A 15,967-nucleotide genomic window follows, 5' to 3' on the forward strand; every position below is an offset into this window, starting at 1 on the left:
TTCCAGCACGTTCTGTGCCGCATTCATCAGCTTGCGGCGTGCCGGATCATCCGGAATGGTCTGACACGAAAATGACGGCGCCGTGACGCCCAGGCGCTCGATCCGCTGTCACTGCCTGATAAAGCGGTCGCTGGTCCAGAGTCCCTGATCGTCGGCGTTCGCGGCGTTCACGAATTCGACATCGTGACCGACCACGCGCACAACGCGAAAAGTCTGGTTTTCCGGCGTCGAGAGGCAGCGGAAATCGGCGAAGTATTCCTGCATCTGCTGACGCTCGCCAGCCTGCTCATGCTGGGAAACGGCATCGAGCTTATCTTTGGACAGACAGCCGTAAGCCCCGGGCTTGAGCTGCACGGTCTGCTGCGGCTGGACAGCGGCGTCCTGCGCCTGCACGGAAGCGGCGCTGGCGAGACCGAGGGTGAGCATGGCCACTGCGGACAGCATGTTCATGTTTGTCTCCTGGCTTGGGCTGGCGCGTTATTCAGGTTAGCTATGTATTTAACTTCCACGCTGGACGCACATCTTTCAATCTAGGAGACCGTGAGCGGACTACAAGAGGTTCTTGTGTGCGAGCGCAGCAGGACCAAGGCTCTGCGGTTATTCGTGCGCTCAGAATGAGTTGACGCGGCGCACACAATCCTCACGCGCGTACGCGCCAAAGCCGTCGCGATTACTCGCCAGCCGCAGAAGAAAAACAATGCCAGCAACCCTCTTGCGCCACCGAAAACTTCGTGGATAAATCAGGCATCCCTACCGGAGAACGTCATGACTCTTGCCCACTGGCTGCCGTTTGCGATCGCGTCGGCCATCCTCGTTGCCATTCCCGGGCCGACGGTGCTGCTCGTCGTGTCCTATGCGCTCGGCCACGGCCGCCGCTATGCGCTCGCGACCACCGCGGGGGTCGCGCTTGGCGACTTCACCGCGATGACAGCCTCGATGCTTGGCCTCGGCGTGATCCTCGCCGCCTCCGCGTCGCTCTTCGCGATGCTCAAATGGGTCGGCGCCGCCTATCTGATCTATCTGGGCATCAAGCTCTGGCGCGCGCCCGTCATGGCCGCCGACTCCCCCGACACCTCCGAGACACGCACTGGCCGGATCTTCGCCCACGCTTACGCCGTCACGGCGCTAAACCCCAAGAGCATCATTTTCTTCGTCGCGTTCGTGCCGCAGTTCATCGACGCGCACGCCGCCCCTCTCTCGCAAATCGTCATCTTCGAGATCACCTTCCTCGTGCTCGCCACGCTCAACGCGTTCGGCTACGCGCTGCTCGCGGCGGCCGCACGCAAGGCGGTGCGCAGCCCGCGCGTACAGCGCGTGGTCAATCGCACCGGCGGATCGTTGCTGATCTGCGCAGGCCTCTTTGCGGCGGTGTGGAAGAAATCGGCGGCCTGACGGCGCGCCAGTCTCGACACGTCGATTTCCGGGCACGCGGCCTGCTTGAAGGTCTGCGTGCGGCGGCGCACCCTGTTTCCGACGAATCAGTAATCGCCCCCAGTACAAGCTGTAGCTTTCCAGCTACAATGAAGTCGCAATCGCTTGACAACCAGGAGGTTATCGTGATCGAGCACGTAATACTGGGCGCGTTTCTGGTTATTCCCCTCGTCATTGTCGTTTTCCTGTTTTCGGACGAAATCCTCGAGGAGCATAGGCAGCGCGTGGAAGCGGGTGCACCTCATATCGACTGGCGTCATCCGTTGCGCAGCATCCTGCACCACTGATTCGCGCCATGCATGACGGCTCGGCATCTTGACGCCGGGCTAATGCTGCTCGCGCCGCGCGGGGCGACGCGTCCGATTCGTTCGACCGAGGGAGGCACTCGTGGAATTCGAGTTCTCCTGGATGACGTACTTCGTCGCCCTGTTCGCGCTGATGGTCTGCTCCATCGCCCTTTCCCTGCTCTGTCCCGGCGCCGGCAGGCGTCGTGATACAGAGCATGACGAGCCTGATCCCGAGCCCCAATCGGGTGCCAGGCCTCGCGCAAATGGTGCTTCCCAGCACTGTTCCCAGCACCGCGCACCGTAATTCATCGGCTGCGTAATTCGTCGTTACCACTTGCAGCACCTGTAATCACGCTTCGCGGCGACAATCGCTCGCATGTTTTCAAAGGTTCTCGAGGAGAACGTCATGCGTAAGATTGCAGCCGTATTGGTATTGGCAGGATGTGCAGTGACGGCCGTGCCGGCCAGCGCGCACGATGGTGGCGACATCGTCGGTGCGCTCGTGGGCGGCGCGCTGATTGGCGCCGTGGTGGGTACCGCAATCAACAGCGCGCCGGCAGTGGTCTACCAGGCGCCGCCCGTCTATGCGGAACCGGCCCCGGCGCCCGCGCCGGTTTATGCCGAGCCGGCTCCCGTTTATGTCGCCGCACCGCCCCCGGCGCCGCGCGGTTGCTACGACCAGTATTCGGGCCGCTACGTGCCCTGCGCGCCGCCGCCCGCACCGTACGACGGCTACGCGCAGCCGGGCTGGTAATCCGGCGTGTTTGTCACGTCGAACGATCTGGGGCGGGTTTGCCGCTGCTGCGCTCAGACCTGCTCGATCGGCGTGATCCGCAGATCGAGCTTTTTCGTCAGCCGCACGACGGTGAATTCGACCACACGACCGATGCGCGAGGCGTCGAGCAAGCGCTGAAGCGCGTCGATTCCGTCGACAGGCACACCGTCGACGGCCACGACCGTATCGTCTACACGCAACCCGCCCAATGCGGCGGGACTGCCCTTCACCACCTCCATCACACGTACGCCGCTCGTCGAGTTCAGCTCGAAAAAGCGCTGCACCTTGCGCGCGATCGGCACATTGGTGCCCGCGATGCCCACGTGAGCGCGGCGTACCCGTCCATGCGCAAACAGCTGCGTGATGACCCACTTGGCGGTGTCGATCGCCGTGGCAAAACAGATGGCCTGCGCGCCCGGAATAATCGCCGTATTCACACCGATGACCTGCCCAGCCGAATTCACGAGCGGGCCGCCCGAGTTGCCAGGATTGAGCGCGGCGTCGGTCTGGATCACGTCATAGATCATGCGTCCCGAGTTCGAACGCAGCGAGCGGCCGAGCGCCGACACCACGCCCGTCGTGACGGTCTGCGCGAGGCCGAGCGGGCTGCCCACGGCGATCGCAATCTGCCCGACGCGCAGCTTCGCCGATTCGCCGAACTCGGCGTGCGGTAGAGCCTCGGATGCGCCGATGCGCAGCACCGCGAGATCGGTGCTGGGATCGTCGCCGACCAGGTCGGCGTCATAGGTCGAGCCGTCGGCGAGCGTCACGCGCAACGCGCTTGCGCCGTGTACGACGTGGCTATTGGTGAGCAGATAACCGTCGGGCGTGAACAGAAAACCCGAGCCGCTGCCGCCGCGAGCGGCGCCTTGGCCCGAAGCGGGCGCGCGATGTTCGACGGCGATATGGGCAACGGCGTGCTGCACGCGTTCGAGCGCGCCGATGACGGTTTGCGAATAGGCGTCGAGCAAAGCTGCGTCGCCATGTGGACGAGTACTTGCGCTATCGGCTGAGAGGTCGCGCGCGAGATCGTCGATGAAGGATGGACGGCTTCCCACGATCAGAATTCTCCGATGAAAGTGGGCCGTACATGCAGGGGACGCCGAACGATTTCAAGAGGCGCGTCTGTTTCGTACGAGCCGTGGGGCGGCCTGGCTATGAGGGGCAGATTGATTTCTGAGCGCGAAAGTTAACGATTGTCAGATCGACCGCGTGATCATTGAAGCGCCACGAAGGAGCTACGACAATGGTTTCGCGGCGACGTCCCCTCGCGCCGTGTAGTCAGTAGTTGGCAAGCTCTTTCGCCGCGGCCCCTGCCGCGGCTATTTTTTTGGGTGGCGAAAATCCGGCAGGCCCGGACTGTGCCGCAAAAAGAAAGAAGCCCGCACTATGGCGGGCTAATCCATGCTCGGGTTACATGGCGAGGTAAATCGAATCGGCAGTGCGCGCCCATTTTTACTTGAGGGCTACGCGGCAATCGGCTCGTCAGGCGGCAAGGCGCGTCTGAAATTGCAGACGTTCGAGTTGCGTCATCAGTGAGTCGATCGTACGAAATTGGGCTTGCGAGAGCTGGGCCGTATCGAGCAGGTTCGAGAGGCGGCGGTGCCAGTAGTCGAACGAGAGGATGGGAACCGTTCCTTCAGTCAGCAGTGACGGCACCATGACGCGCATGATGTGCGCGATTTCCTGATCGATAAACTTCATGTGTTTAGGCCCCCGGAACAAGTTCGGATCTCATTTATCGGATCCGTGGTGTCACTCTAGTTCGCTGGCGGCAGGTGCCTAGCTATCACAATTGATAGGGCGAAGGGAGGGTCGCGGAGAAAACGCGCGGGAGGCCCGCCAGGAGGCGGTTACAGCGTACTCGCCGCGCGGTTGACACGCTTGAGTCAGGAGATATCCTGGTACTGTGACGTTGTACTTAATGTCGCCAGCCGTGACCATAATAGCCGCCGACGCCGACCCCAATATCGACTGAAGGCGTTGCGTAATATCCCGGCGCATAACCGTAACCATAACCATAGGCCGGCGCCGGCGCGTAGGCATAAGGCGGCGCGACAATACAACCGCTCAGGCTCGCGAGACCGGCGGCGATAATCAAGGCGCAGAAGAGTCGAATCGTTTTCATGGCGTTCTCCCAATGCTTCTATTGTCGGCAATGGCGAGGTTTGAAAACGAAACGATGTGTGACGGCTGGTTACAACGGTAAAGTTTGCCGCCCAGCCTCGCTGAGGCCTGCGAGAAGCGGCAGGCAACCGATTCAGCCTCCGTGTCCGACGCCACGCATTCGCTATTGGTGTATTTAGTTCGGTTTCCTGCTTACTTGCCGATACAGAACCGACTGAAAATCACGCCAAGCAGATCGTCGGATGTGAACTCACCCGTGATCGAATTCAGCGATTCCTGCGCGAGCCGCAACTCTTCCGCGAAGAGATCGAGCGACTGCGCGTTCTGATCCGCGTGATCCGCCGCCTGCGCGAGATGCTCGCGCGCTGCGCGCAGCGCAATCAGATGGCGCTCGCGCGCCAGATAGACGCTCTGCGCGTCAGCCTGCCAGCCGGCGATACGCAGCAATTCGGCGCGCAGGAGCGCAACACCATCACCCTTCTTCGCCGAAAGCCGCACTTCGCAAAGCTCGCTACCGTGCTCCGGCGCGCGCATTGCCACTTTGGGCGCGACGTCCGTCAAATCGGTCTTGTTGAGCACACGCACGACTGGAACGCCCGCTGGAAAGCGGGCTGCAATGACGTCATCTTCCGCCGTCATCCCCACGCGCGCGTCGAGCAAATGCAGCACCACATCGGCGCGGCCGATCTCGCTCCAGGTGCGCTCGATGCCGATCTTCTCGACTTCGTCCTCGGTTTCCCGCAAGCCTGCCGTGTCGATGATGTGCAGCGGAATGCCCTCGATCTGGATCGTCTGCGAAATCTTGTCGCGCGTCGTACCGGCCACGGGCGTGACGATGGCGAGCTCCGCGCCCGCGAGCGCATTGAGCAGCGACGATTTACCGACGTTCGGCTGACCCGCGAGCACGACCGCAAGCCCTTCGCGCAACAGCGCGCCCTGGCGTGCTTCCGACAGCACGTGATCGAGCTGCGCACGAATCGCCGCGAGCTTGCCGCGCGCGTCGGCGGCTTCGAGAAAGTCGATCTCTTCCTCGGGGAAGTCGAGCGTCGCCTCCACGAGCATGCGCAGCGTCACCACGTCGTCGACCAGCGCGTGGATGTCACGCGAGAACGCACCGTCCAGCGAGCGCCCCGCGGAGCGCGCCGCGGCTTCGGTACTGGCCTCGATCAGATCGGCGACGGCCTCGGCCTGAGCCAGATCGAGCTTGTCGTTGAGAAACGCACGGCGCGTGAATTCGCCGGGCTCGGCGAGACGCAGGCCGAAGGCGCGGCCCGCCTCGATGCAGCGCTGCAAAACCAGTTGCAGCACGATCGGGCCGCCGTGACCTTGCAGTTCGAGCACATGCTCGCCGGTGTAGGAATGCGGCGCCGGAAAATAAAGCGCGATGCCGCGATCAAGCACGGTGCCTGCTCCGTCGAGAAACGGCACGTAGCTCGCGTGGCGCGCGCTCAGCGTCTGACCGGTCAGCGCCTGCATGAGCGCTTCGGCGGCGGCCGCACCGGCGCGGCCAGCCGACACCCGAACCACGCCAATTCCCCCGCGACCGGGCGCAGTGGCAATGGCGACGATGGGATCGGTATCGGTGGCGAGCATGGCGGGCAGATTCGAGGTGATTCGGTGAGATTGAGCGTGATGCCGTGCGGTTGTGCAGTCGTGCAAACCGCATGGTGCGGGAATTGTAACGCGAGGGGTTGCGCGATCTATCCGGCGGCGCGGGGGCAACTCGTCTTAATTTATCTCGAATTAGATAAGCTTTGTCTTAAACTTAACAACTCAATCTAGGAGTGAAAGTCCCTTGAAGAAGGGGAAATAACCAGCCAGCACGCCTTTTCGACTATCAGCAAGATTGTTGAGGTAGTTGCGTTTTTAGGCGATTTGTAGCTTTCATAAGCTATATGTAGCCCATCTGGTTGTCAACTTCGACGAAAGCCGATTGCACAATCAGCGTCATGCCAACCCCTGAAGAAAAAGCCGCCTTCGCCGAACGTCTCAAGTTCGCCATGAAGCGCGCGCCCGAAAAACTGCGCGGCAGCACCGACCTCGCAAACCGGTTCAACCTGCGTCATCGCGGCGATCAACCGGTTTCGCCACAAACGGCTCACAAGTGGCTGAGCGGTCGCACCATTCCGACCAACGACAAGCTGGAGACACTGGCCGAGTGGTTCGACGTGAATGTGCATTGGCTCCACTACGGACCGTCACCTGGCACCGCCACGCCGGCGGTGCCGAAACCGCGCAAGCCCGACGACAAGTACCCGCTTTCCGAAGAAACCATCGAGCTTGCTTCGAAGATCGAGTCGTTGAGCGCGCATCACCGTTACCTCGTGGAAGAACTGGTGACACAGTTCTACGGCGGCGCCGAGAAGAACTAGCCGCCAGTATCGCCTGGTCACGCTTTGAGGCGGCAATCGGACAAGACGCCGCAGGTCAGGCCAGCGGCATCCCGTTCTCAAGAGCCATAAAAAAAGCCGCCTGGCATCTGCCAGGCGGCTTTGTTTTTTGCGACCCTGAAGAGGCGCAGACGAAGGCGGCATCAGCACCGCCTTGCGCCGAAAGCCATGCCCTTAGGCGGCTTCCTTTTCCTTCTTCTTGCCCTTGCCCATCATGCGCGTGATGTAGTACTGCTGCGCGATCGAGAGCACGTTGTTCACGACGTAGTACAGCACGAGACCCGCCGGGAAGAAGAAGAACATGACCGAGAACGCGATCGGCATGAACATCATCATCTTGGCCTGGACGGGGTCCGGCGGCGTCGGGTTCAGACGCGTTTGCAGGAACATCGACACTGCCATCAGCACCGGCAGGATGAAGAACGGATCCTGCTGCGAAAGGTCGTGAATCCAGAGAATCCACGGCGCGCCGCGCATTTCCACCGACGACAGCAGCACCCAGTACAGCGAGATGAACACCGGAATCTGGATCACCACCGGCAGACAACCGCCGAACGGATTCACCTTCTCGGTCTTGTAGAGCTCCATGAGCGCCGCGTTCATCTTCTGCGGGTCGCTCTTGAAGCGTTCGCGCAGCGCCTGCATGCGCGGCGTGATTTCCTTCATGCGCGCCATCGACTTGTAGCTCGCGGCGGACAGCGGGAAGAATACAGCCTTGATGAGCAGCGTGAGCAGCACGATCGCCCAGCCCCAGTTGCCCACATAGCCGTGGATCTTCTCGAGCAGCCAGAAGAGCGGCTTGGCGATGATCGTCACCCAGCCGTAGTCCTTCACGAGCTCCAGACCCGGCGCGATGCCTTCGAGCATGCGCTCTTCTTCCGGACCCGCGAACAGACGCGACTGCACGTTATCGGTCGCGCCCGGCGCGATCGTGCCAAGCGGCTGCTTGACGCCCACGCGGTAGAGCGAGTTGTCGAACTTCTCGACGTAGATGTCACGCTTGGCGCCTTGCTGCGGAATCCACGCCGTTGCGAAGTAATGCTGAACCATCGCAACCCAGCCGTTGTCGGCCTGGTTCACGAAATCGGCCTTGTTCTTGTCGATGTCGCTGAACGAGATCTTCTGGAAGTGATGCTCGTTCGAGTACACCGCCGGGCCGATGAAGGTGTGCGAGAAGCGCGGCGTTTCGACCGGCTGGCTGTCGCGCACGAGCTCCAGGTAGAGCGTGGGCGACACCGGCGTGCTGCCAACGTTCTGCACCTTCGTGTCGACGCCGATCACATAGCTGCCCTTCGTGAACGTGTAGGTCTTGGTGACCTTCACGCCGCCCTTTTCGGGCGAGTCGAGGCTGATCTGGAACGAGCTGGCGTCGCCGCTCAGTTCGCGCGGACCGGGCGTGGCCGTGTAGACGTCGTTGTGGTTCGGGAAATCGCCACCGAGCAGACCCGTACGGGCGAGGTACGTGTGATCCTTGGTGTGATCGAACAGCGTGATGTACTGATCGGGCTGCTTGCCGTCGCCTTCCTTCACGAGCGAAAGCTTCGTGAGCGTGCCGCCGCGCGTGTCGATCTCACCGTCGTAGACGTCGGTGTGGAAGTGCACGAGCTGGGCGGCGGCTTCAGCCGGCTGGGCCGAACCAGTAGGCGCCTGGCCTGCGGCGGCAGCCGGCAGGTCGGAAGCGGCGTCAGGCGCGCTCGCGGCGGCCGTGCCGCTGGCGGCGGTCTGCGTTTGCGTCGCGCTCGGGAAGAACATCGACTGACGTCCGTGGTCGCGCTGCCAGTTGTCGTACAGCATGACCGCTGACATGAAGAAGATGACCCATAGGACGGTGCGTTTGATATCCATGCGTTGTCTCAGTGTCGATGGAACGGCGCATCAGCGCTTTTTCGGAGGTACAGGCGGGACCGGATCGACGCCGCCCGCCGAAAACGGGTGGCAGCGGCACAGCCGCCGGGCGGCGAGGTAAGTCCCGCGCGCGGCGCCATGATACTGGATTGCCTCGCGTGCGTAATCCGAACAGGAAGGATAAAAACGGCAGCGGTTGCCGAGGAAGGGACTCACGGCAAGCTTGTAGAAACGCAGTAAAGCGATCAGTACCGTTTGCATGGCGTGGCGGCCAGACAGCACCGCGTGGAAAGACGGACATCGTGCCGCACCCACGAGGGCTGCGGGCTTGGCGGGCGCGGCGCAAACATGCGGTTCGCGCGACGCGCTCATGAAGCAGAGGGCGCTTGCGGGGCAACCGTAGTTGCAGTCGCAGTTGCAACATTACGCCGTGCGACCTCACGTGCCGCTTTTTCGAGCAAATACTCGATTTCGGTGCGGCACAGCGTCTTGAGCGGCGGCGACGAGGCGCCCGGCATGGCCTTGCGATCGAATTTCGTGTGCAGACGCAGCAGCAGATCGAAACCTTCGAACTGCGCGCGGCGCACGCGAAACGCCTCGCGGGCGATGCGGCGCACCAGGTTGCGCGTGACCGCGCGCGGCGCGTACTTCTTGCCGATCACGAGCCCAAGCCGCGCGGGCTCGCCCGTGGGCCGGCCGTACACCACGAAGTGCGCGGAGCGACGCCAGGGACGCAAACGAAAAACGGATGAGAATTCATCCGTTTTCAGTAGCCTTGCGGCTTTCGGGAAAGCGGCCTGCGTTCGCAGCGAAGCTGCGCACACATCGTCCGCCTTACCCGTTTCTTCAGGCAGTGTCACGTCAGGCCCGCTATCGTCGATCGTGCGGATAGCGATGCTATCGACAACACTTGAAGCGGCGCTTAGATCGCGAGACGCTTGCGACCCTTCGCACGGCGTGCGTTGATCACTTTGCGGCCACCGGCGGTCTTCATGCGCACGCGAAAGCCGTGGGTGCGCTTGCGACGGGTAACGGAAGGTTGGTAAGTACGTTTCATGTTGCTCTCACTTGTTGAGAAATGACCGCGGCGAGCATCGCGGAAAAAAGCAATGGCCGGTGGTACAAGGGATTGGTTTTCGCGGAACCCTCTATTTAATCCCGTTTTTCTTTGGTCGTCAATAGGTTAGGGTTTCAGAACGCATGAATTTACCCTGGGTCCACCCCGACCCCATTCCCTGGCAGCCTGGTCTGGACGATGGGGCACGAACGTTCGGTGTGTTGATCCGTCCCTGTGGATAACTCCCAGGCCAGGAGAAATCAGCGTTAGAATCTCGCCTATCCCAAGAATCCTGCATGCCGCTCCGGCCCGCCTGCTTGCCGCAAACCCTTTGCCGCGCGGGCTTCCGGAGCATTTGCCGTCGCCCCATCAGGGCCTCGTTGCATTTGTGCGACACGCATCACGCGACCGCAATGCCTGCAAACAAAACGACCACAGCAACTCGATGAACGAATTCTGGCAACACTGTTCCGCACTACTGGAGCGCGAGCTGACGCCCCAGCAGTACGTAACGTGGATCAAGCCGTTGGCCCCGGTTGCCTTCGACGCTGCGGCGAACACGCTGCAGATCGCTGCCCCCAACCGCTTCAAACTCGACTGGGTGAAGAGCCAGTTCTCGGGCCGTATCACCGATATGGCGCGCGACTTCTGGCAGGCACCCGTCGACGTGCAGTTCGTCCTCGATCCGAAGGCGGGCATGCGCGCGTCTCACGCCACCCCGGCTGCCCCCGCGGCGCCGCGCGCGCCGCTGGCGCCTGCGCAGGCGGCCGAACCGGCATTCCAGGCAGCGCCGGCTTATCAGGCTAATGTAGCGAATCCGGCCGGTCCGGGTTCGGCAGCGCTGGCCGCTGCCCAGCTTGCGCAAGCCAACGCCGCGGCCGCAGCCGCTTCCCTTGCTGCCGCCCAGGCAGCCGGCGAAGACGCCGCCGACCTCGACCTGCCGAGCCTCGACGCCAACGAAGCCGCGGCCGGTCGCCGCAGCTGGCGTCCGGGCCAGAGCGCGGCGGCAGCCGCTAGCGCGAACGGCAACGAACCCGATCCGACCTACGAGCGCTCCAAGCTCAACCCCGTGCTCACGTTCGATAACTTCGTGACCGGTAAGGCGAACCAGCTTGCGCGCGCGGCGGCCATCCAGGTCGCGGACAACCCCGGCATCTCGTACAACCCGCTGTTCCTGTACGGCGGCGTGGGTCTCGGCAAGACCCACTTGATCCACGCAATCGGCAATCAGTTGCTGGTGGACAAGCCGGGCGCGCGCATTCGCTACATCCACGCTGAGCAGTACGTCTCGGACGTGGTGAAGGCGTATCAGCGCAAGGCATTCGACGACTTCAAGCGCTACTACCACTCGCTCGACCTGCTGCTGATCGACGATATTCAATTCTTCTCGGGCAAGTCGCGCACCCAGGAAGAGTTCTTCTATGCGTTCGAGGCGCTGGTCGCCAACAAGGCGCAGGTGATCATCACGAGCGATACGTATCCGAAGGAAATCTCGGGTATCGACGATCGCCTGATTTCGCGCTTCGACTCCGGTCTGACGGTGGCGATCGAGCCGCCCGAGCTGGAAATGCGCGTGGCGATCCTGATGCGCAAGGCGCAGTCGGAATACGTGCAACTGAACGAAGACGTCGCGTTCTTCGTCGCCAAACATCTGCGCTCGAACGTGCGCGAGCTCGAAGGCGCGCTGCGCAAGATCCTCGCGTATTCGAAGTTCCACGGCCGCGAGATCTCGATCGAGCTGACCAAGGAAGCGCTCAAGGATCTGCTGACGGTGCAGAACCGCCAGATTTCGGTGGAAAACATCCAGAAAACGGTGGCGGACTTCTACAGCATCAAGGTCGCCGACATGTACTCGAAGAAGCGCCCCGCGAACATCGCGCGGCCGCGCCAGATCGCGATGTACCTGGCCAAGGAGCTCACGCAGAAGAGCCTGCCGGAAATCGGCGAGCTGTTTGGCGGGCGCGACCACACCACCGTGCTGCACGCCGTGCGCAAGATCGCCGACGAGCGCACCAAGGACGCCCAGCTCAACCACGAGCTGCACGTCCTGGAGCAGACGCTCAAGGGCTGATGCGCCGCTGGCGCGCCCTTGCGCGACCGAAGACCTGTTTATTTCGCGGATCGCCCCCAATTTAGGGAAGTGGTCGGTTTTCAGGCACAATATGGGTTTAACCGCGGGCGGTGCGACCGTCTGCGGATTTCACGCCGCGGCCTGCGCTGCAGGGCGGCGCCAGGGCTTGCCGCCGTGCATCGGTGAATTGCGTGCGAGCCCTGGACGGGATGCGCAGACCGCCACATCAACGAAGGAACTCTATGCAACTGGTCAAGACCGAACGCGATAACCTGCTGAGGCCGCTGCAAACGGTGAGCGGCATTGTCGAACGCCGCCATACGTTGCCGATCCTCGCCAATCTGCTGATCACCAAAAACGGTCCCGACGTCTCGTTCCTGTCGACCGACCTCGAGTTGCAGATCACCACGACCGCCGACTTCGGCGTGGGCAACGACCAGGTGGCCACCACCGTCGCCGCGCGCAAGCTGCTGGACATCCTGCGCGCGATGCCCGACGGCCAGGTCACGCTCACGCTCGCCGACAAGCGCCTGACGGTGCAGTCGGGCAAGAGCCGCTTCGCCCTGCAAACACTTGCCGCGGACGAGTTCCCCACGGTGGCCCAGGCCAAGGACTTCGGCGCGAATCTCGCAGTGCCGCAGAAGACCTTCCGCCAACTGCTCGGCATGGTCTACTTCGCGATGGCGCAGCAGGACATCCGTTACTACCTGAACGGCATGCTGCTCGTGGTGGACGGCGACCAGCTGATGGCAGTCGCCACCGACGGCCACCGCCTCGCGTTCTCGTCGATGAAGATCGAAGGCTCGTTCGCGCGCCAGGAAGTCATCATCCCGCGCAAGACCATTCTCGAACTTCAACGCCTGCTCGAAGACATCGACGACTCGCTCAAGATCGACATCGGCTCGACCCAGGTGAAGTTCACCTTCGGTCAGGTCGAACTGGTTTCGAAGCTGGTCGAAGGCAAGTTCCCCGACTTCCAGCGCGTGATTCCGAAGGCGCACAAGAACACCTTCGAGATCGGCCGCGAAGAGCTGCAACGCTCGCTGCAACGTGCGGCGATTCTCACGTCCGACAAGTTCAAGGGCGTGCGCTGCATCATCGAGCCGGGCCAGCTCAAGATCATGTCGACCAACGCCGACCAGGAAGAGGCGCAGGAAGAGCTGGAAATCGCCTACCAGGGCGACACCATCGACATCGGGTTCAACGTCACGTATCTGCTCGACGTCCTCGCGAACCTGAAGGTCGACACGCTTCAAGTGAGCCTTGGCGACGCCAGCTCCAGCGCACTGCTGACGATTCCCGAGAACGAGGAATTCAAGTACGTGGTGATGCCGATGCGCATCTAAAAAGCGCAACAGAAGAAGAACACCAGGGGGCGCTGCGCCCCTTTGGCGTTTTTATGGCTTTTCGAAAAAGTCTAGAGCAGCAACACAGGCAGTACGCAGAACCGGAAAAAATCCATGACTGATACGAACAACTCGCAACCCGATAACAGCAGCTATGGCGCCTCGTCGATCCAGATCCTCGAAGGTCTGGAAGCCGTGCGCAAGCGGCCCGGGATGTACATCGGCGACACGTCGGACGGCACCGGTCTGCACCATCTCGTCTTCGAAGTGCTGGACAACTCCATCGACGAAGCGCTGGCAGGCTACTGCAACGACATCCATGTCGTGATCCATGCCGACAACTCCATCACGATCACCGACAACGGCCGCGGCATTCCCACGGACGTGAAGATGGACGACAAGCACGATCCGAAGCGCAGCGCCGCCGAAATCGTGATGACCGAGCTGCACGCGGGCGGCAAGTTCGACCAGAACAGCTACAAGGTCTCGGGCGGCCTGCACGGCGTGGGCGTCTCGTGCGTGAACGCGCTGTCGAGCGTCCTGCGCCTCACGGTGCGCCGCAACGGCAAGAAGCACTTCATGGAGTTCCACCGTGGCGTGCCGCAGAACCGCATCGTCGAAGAGCGCGACGGCCACACCATCTCGCCCATGCAAGTGCTCGGCGACACGGAAAACCGCGGCACCGAAGTCCACTTCATGGCCGACGAGACCATCTTCGGCAACGTCGAGTATCACTACGACATTCTCGCCAAGCGCATCCGCGAACTCTCGTTCCTGAACAATGGCGTGCGTATCCGCCTGACCGACCAGCGCTCGGGCAAGGAAGACGATTTCGCTTTTGCAGGCGGCGTGAAGGGCTTTGTCGAGTACATCAACAAGGCCAAGACCGTCCTGCATCCAAACATCTTCTACATCTCGGGCGAGAAGGACGGCGTGGGCGTCGAAGTGGCGATGCAGTGGAACGACAGCTACAACGAAAGCGTGCTGTGCTTCACCAACAACATCCCGCAGCGCGACGGCGGCACCCACCTGACCGGCCTGCGCGCCGCGATGACGCGTGTCATCAACAAGTACATCGCCGACAACGAAATCGCCAAGAAGGCGAAGGTCGAAACCTCGGGCGACGACATGCGCGAAGGCTTGTCGTGCGTGCTGTCCGTGAAGGTGCCGGAGCCGAAGTTCAGCTCGCAGACCAAGGACAAGCTGGTGTCGTCGGAAGTGCGCGCGCCCGTGGAAGACGTCGTGGCGAAGGCGCTCGAAGAGTTCCTGCTGGAAACGCCGAACGACGCCAAGACCATCTGCAGCAAGATCGTCGATGCCGCGCGCGCGCGCGACGCCGCCCGCAAGGCGCGCGAAATGACGCGCCGTAAGGGCGTGCTCGACGGCGTGGGTCTGCCGGGCAAGCTCGCGGACTGCCAGGAGAAGGATCCGGCGAAGTCGGAAGTCTATATCGTCGAGGGTGACTCGGCAGGCGGCTCGGCCAAGCAAGGCCGCGACCGCAAGTTCCAGGCGATCCTGCCGCTGCGCGGCAAGGTGCTGAACGTCGAGAAAGCGCGCTACGACAAGCTCCTGTCGTCCGAGCAGATCGTCACGCTGATCACCGCGCTGGGCTGCGGCATCGGCAAGGAAGACTACAACCTCGAGAAGTTGCGCTATCACCGCATCATCATCATGACCGATGCTGACGTGGACGGTGCGCACATCCGCACGCTGCTGCTCACGTTCTTCTATCGCCAGATGCCGGAGCTGATCGAACGTGGCTACGTCTATATCGCGCAGCCGCCGCTCTACAAGCTCAAGGCGGGTAAGGACGAGCGCTATCTGAAGGACGACGCCGATCTCAACGCGCACATGCTGCGTCTTGCGCTGCAAGGCTCGGAACTCGTACCGAACGAAGGTGCAACGCCGATCGCCGGCGACGCGCTGGGCGAACTCGCGCGCTCGTATCAGCTCGCACGTGGCGTGGTGGATCGTCTCTCGCGTCTGTATGACGTGCGTGCACTTGAAGCCATCATGGACGGCGTGTCGATCGATCTGTCGAGCGAAGAATCGACCGAGGCTTCGGCGCGTGCGCTCGAAGCGCAACTGCGCGACGATCCGCTGAAGCCGGAAGTGACCGTGGTGCCGATGTACGACCAGGTTCGCGAGCAGCGTTCGCTGCGCGTGGAGCGCCGCCATCACGGCAACGTGAAGGTGTCGGTGATCGACGAGGAGTTCCAGCTCACCGCCGATTATCAGCAGCTCGTGAATACGGCCAATACGTTCAAGGGTTTGATCGGCAAGAACGCCTTCATCAAGCGCGGCGAGCGCAGCATGGCTGTGAACGACTTCAAGAGCGCGATGAAGTGGCTGATCGCCGATGCCGAGCGCAATGTGTCGAAGCAGCGCTATAAGGGGCTGGGCGAGATGAACCCTGGTCAGCTCTGGGAAACGACGATGGACCCGACTGTGCGCCGTTTGCTGCGCGTGCAGATCGAGGACGCGATTGCAGCCGATGGCATCTTTACGACGCTCATGGGTGACGATGTGGAACCGCGTCGCGCGTTTATTGAGAGCAATGCGCTGCGGGCGGGGAATATTGACGTTTGAGCGTCAAGTCTCACGTATCGCGTAGTCACTGAAAAAGGCTCCTTCACGG

The 15,967-nt window shown here is 62.1% G+C and carries 16 protein-coding genes; 7 read left to right on the plus strand and 9 right to left on the minus strand.

Going from position 1 to position 15,967, the window contains the following annotated elements; genetic code table 11:
- Positions 1-108: 108 nt before the first annotated feature.
- The gene (gene sap1, locus U5782_RS10000; protein ID WP_322043662.1) at positions 109-450 is read right to left on the minus strand and encodes a surface attachment protein Sap1; all 342 of its coding nucleotides are present in this window, start codon (positions 448-450) and stop codon (positions 109-111) included.
- Positions 451-765: 315 nt separating this feature from the next.
- On the opposite strand from sap1, the gene U5782_RS10005 reads away from it, so the two are divergent.
- The 3 genes from U5782_RS10005 to U5782_RS10015 all read left to right on the plus strand — a co-directional run bounded on the left by U5782_RS10005 (position 766) and on the right by U5782_RS10015 (position 2,472).
- Entirely contained in the window at positions 766-1,392 is a 627-nt protein-coding gene (locus U5782_RS10005) for a LysE family translocator (protein WP_322043663.1), read from the plus strand.
- The gene (locus U5782_RS10010) at positions 1,371-1,718 is read left to right on the plus strand and encodes a hypothetical protein (protein WP_322043977.1); all 348 of its coding nucleotides are present in this window, start codon (positions 1,371-1,373) and stop codon (positions 1,716-1,718) included. Before U5782_RS10005 ends, U5782_RS10010 begins: the two co-directional genes overlap by 22 nt.
- Positions 1,719-2,124: 406 nt before the next feature.
- Positions 2,125-2,472: an ecotin precursor gene (locus U5782_RS10015; protein ID WP_322043664.1), complete on the plus strand. Its 348-nt coding sequence runs from the start codon at positions 2,125-2,127 to the stop codon at positions 2,470-2,472.
- Between the two features lie 53 nt (positions 2,473-2,525).
- Here the strand turns inward: U5782_RS10015 and U5782_RS10020 are convergent, their stop codons facing one another.
- From U5782_RS10020 to mnmE, 4 genes are all read right to left on the minus strand, one after another.
- Positions 2,526-3,551 (minus strand): S1C family serine protease, encoded by a 1,026-nt coding sequence (locus tag U5782_RS10020; protein WP_322043665.1) that lies wholly within the window; start codon positions 3,549-3,551, stop codon positions 2,526-2,528.
- Positions 3,552-3,978: 427 nt separating this feature from the next.
- Complete coding sequence (locus U5782_RS10025; RefSeq protein WP_322043666.1) at positions 3,979-4,197, minus strand: hypothetical protein; 219 nt, start codon at positions 4,195-4,197, stop codon at positions 3,979-3,981.
- 217 nt (positions 4,198-4,414) lie between these two features.
- Positions 4,415-4,621: a hypothetical protein gene (locus U5782_RS10030; RefSeq protein ID WP_322043667.1), complete on the minus strand. Its 207-nt coding sequence runs from the start codon at positions 4,619-4,621 to the stop codon at positions 4,415-4,417.
- A gap of 191 nt (positions 4,622-4,812) precedes the next feature.
- The gene (gene mnmE, locus U5782_RS10035) at positions 4,813-6,213 is read right to left on the minus strand and encodes a tRNA uridine-5-carboxymethylaminomethyl(34) synthesis GTPase MnmE (RefSeq protein WP_322043668.1); all 1,401 of its coding nucleotides are present in this window, start codon (positions 6,211-6,213) and stop codon (positions 4,813-4,815) included.
- Between the two features lie 356 nt (positions 6,214-6,569).
- Between mnmE and U5782_RS10040 the strand changes: the two genes are divergently transcribed.
- On the plus strand, positions 6,570-6,992 hold the full coding sequence (locus tag U5782_RS10040) for a transcriptional regulator (protein WP_322043669.1): 423 nt from the start codon (positions 6,570-6,572) through the stop codon (positions 6,990-6,992).
- 192 nt (positions 6,993-7,184) lie between these two features.
- Here the strand turns inward: U5782_RS10040 and yidC are convergent, their stop codons facing one another.
- The 4 genes from yidC to rpmH form a co-directional block, all read right to left on the minus strand.
- A complete protein-coding gene (gene yidC, locus U5782_RS10045) occupies positions 7,185-8,855 on the minus strand; it encodes a membrane protein insertase YidC (RefSeq protein ID WP_322043670.1) in 1,671 nt (556 codons plus the stop codon).
- Between the two features lie 30 nt (positions 8,856-8,885).
- Positions 8,886-9,116, minus strand: coding sequence for a membrane protein insertion efficiency factor YidD (gene yidD, locus U5782_RS10050; protein ID WP_322043671.1), 231 nt, complete (start codon positions 9,114-9,116; stop codon positions 8,886-8,888).
- A 107-nt stretch (positions 9,117-9,223) separates the two neighbouring features.
- Complete coding sequence (rnpA, locus tag U5782_RS10055) at positions 9,224-9,715, minus strand: ribonuclease P protein component (RefSeq protein ID WP_415914292.1); 492 nt, start codon at positions 9,713-9,715, stop codon at positions 9,224-9,226.
- Between the two features lie 62 nt (positions 9,716-9,777).
- A complete protein-coding gene (gene rpmH, locus U5782_RS10060; RefSeq protein ID WP_004198824.1) occupies positions 9,778-9,912 on the minus strand; it encodes a 50S ribosomal protein L34 in 135 nt (44 codons plus the stop codon).
- 445 nt (positions 9,913-10,357) lie between these two features.
- On the opposite strand from rpmH, the gene dnaA reads away from it, so the two are divergent.
- The 3 genes from dnaA (at position 10,358) to gyrB (ending at position 15,918) form a co-directional block, all read left to right on the plus strand.
- On the plus strand, positions 10,358-11,983 hold the full coding sequence (gene dnaA / locus U5782_RS10065; RefSeq protein ID WP_322043672.1) for a chromosomal replication initiator protein DnaA: 1,626 nt from the start codon (positions 10,358-10,360) through the stop codon (positions 11,981-11,983).
- Between the two features lie 242 nt (positions 11,984-12,225).
- Positions 12,226-13,329, plus strand: coding sequence for a DNA polymerase III subunit beta (gene dnaN, locus U5782_RS10070; protein WP_322043673.1), 1,104 nt, complete (start codon positions 12,226-12,228; stop codon positions 13,327-13,329).
- 114 nt (positions 13,330-13,443) lie between these two features.
- Positions 13,444-15,918: a DNA topoisomerase (ATP-hydrolyzing) subunit B gene (gyrB, locus tag U5782_RS10075; RefSeq protein WP_322043674.1), complete on the plus strand. Its 2,475-nt coding sequence runs from the start codon at positions 13,444-13,446 to the stop codon at positions 15,916-15,918.
- Positions 15,919-15,967 lie beyond the last annotated feature (49 nt).

The organism is Paraburkholderia sp. J67 (assembly GCF_905220265.1).
In the GTDB taxonomy this organism is placed as follows: Bacteria; Pseudomonadota; Gammaproteobacteria; order Burkholderiales; family Burkholderiaceae; genus Paraburkholderia.

Coding starts and splice junctions, on each gene's coding strand:
- sap1 (WP_322043662.1), bottom strand. CDS start 450: ATGAACATGCTGTCCGCAGTGGCCATGCTCACCCTCGGTCTCGCCAGC.
- U5782_RS10005 (WP_322043663.1), top strand. CDS start 766: ATGACTCTTGCCCACTGGCTGCCGTTTGCGATCGCGTCGGCCATCCTC.
- U5782_RS10015 (WP_322043664.1), top strand. CDS start 2,125: ATGCGTAAGATTGCAGCCGTATTGGTATTGGCAGGATGTGCAGTGACG.
- U5782_RS10025 (WP_322043666.1), bottom strand. CDS start 4,197: ATGAAGTTTATCGATCAGGAAATCGCGCACATCATGCGCGTCATGGTG.
- U5782_RS10030 (WP_322043667.1), bottom strand. CDS start 4,621: ATGAAAACGATTCGACTCTTCTGCGCCTTGATTATCGCCGCCGGTCTC.
- mnmE (WP_322043668.1), bottom strand. CDS start 6,213: ATGCTCGCCACCGATACCGATCCCATCGTCGCCATTGCCACTGCGCCC.
- U5782_RS10040 (WP_322043669.1), top strand. CDS start 6,570: ATGCCAACCCCTGAAGAAAAAGCCGCCTTCGCCGAACGTCTCAAGTTC.
- yidC (WP_322043670.1), bottom strand. CDS start 8,855: ATGGATATCAAACGCACCGTCCTATGGGTCATCTTCTTCATGTCAGCG.
- yidD (WP_322043671.1), bottom strand. CDS start 9,116: ATGCAAACGGTACTGATCGCTTTACTGCGTTTCTACAAGCTTGCCGTG.
- rpmH (WP_004198824.1), bottom strand. CDS start 9,912: ATGAAACGTACTTACCAACCTTCCGTTACCCGTCGCAAGCGCACCCAC.
- dnaA (WP_322043672.1), top strand. CDS start 10,358: ATGAACGAATTCTGGCAACACTGTTCCGCACTACTGGAGCGCGAGCTG.
- dnaN (WP_322043673.1), top strand. CDS start 12,226: ATGCAACTGGTCAAGACCGAACGCGATAACCTGCTGAGGCCGCTGCAA.
- gyrB (WP_322043674.1), top strand. CDS start 13,444: ATGACTGATACGAACAACTCGCAACCCGATAACAGCAGCTATGGCGCC.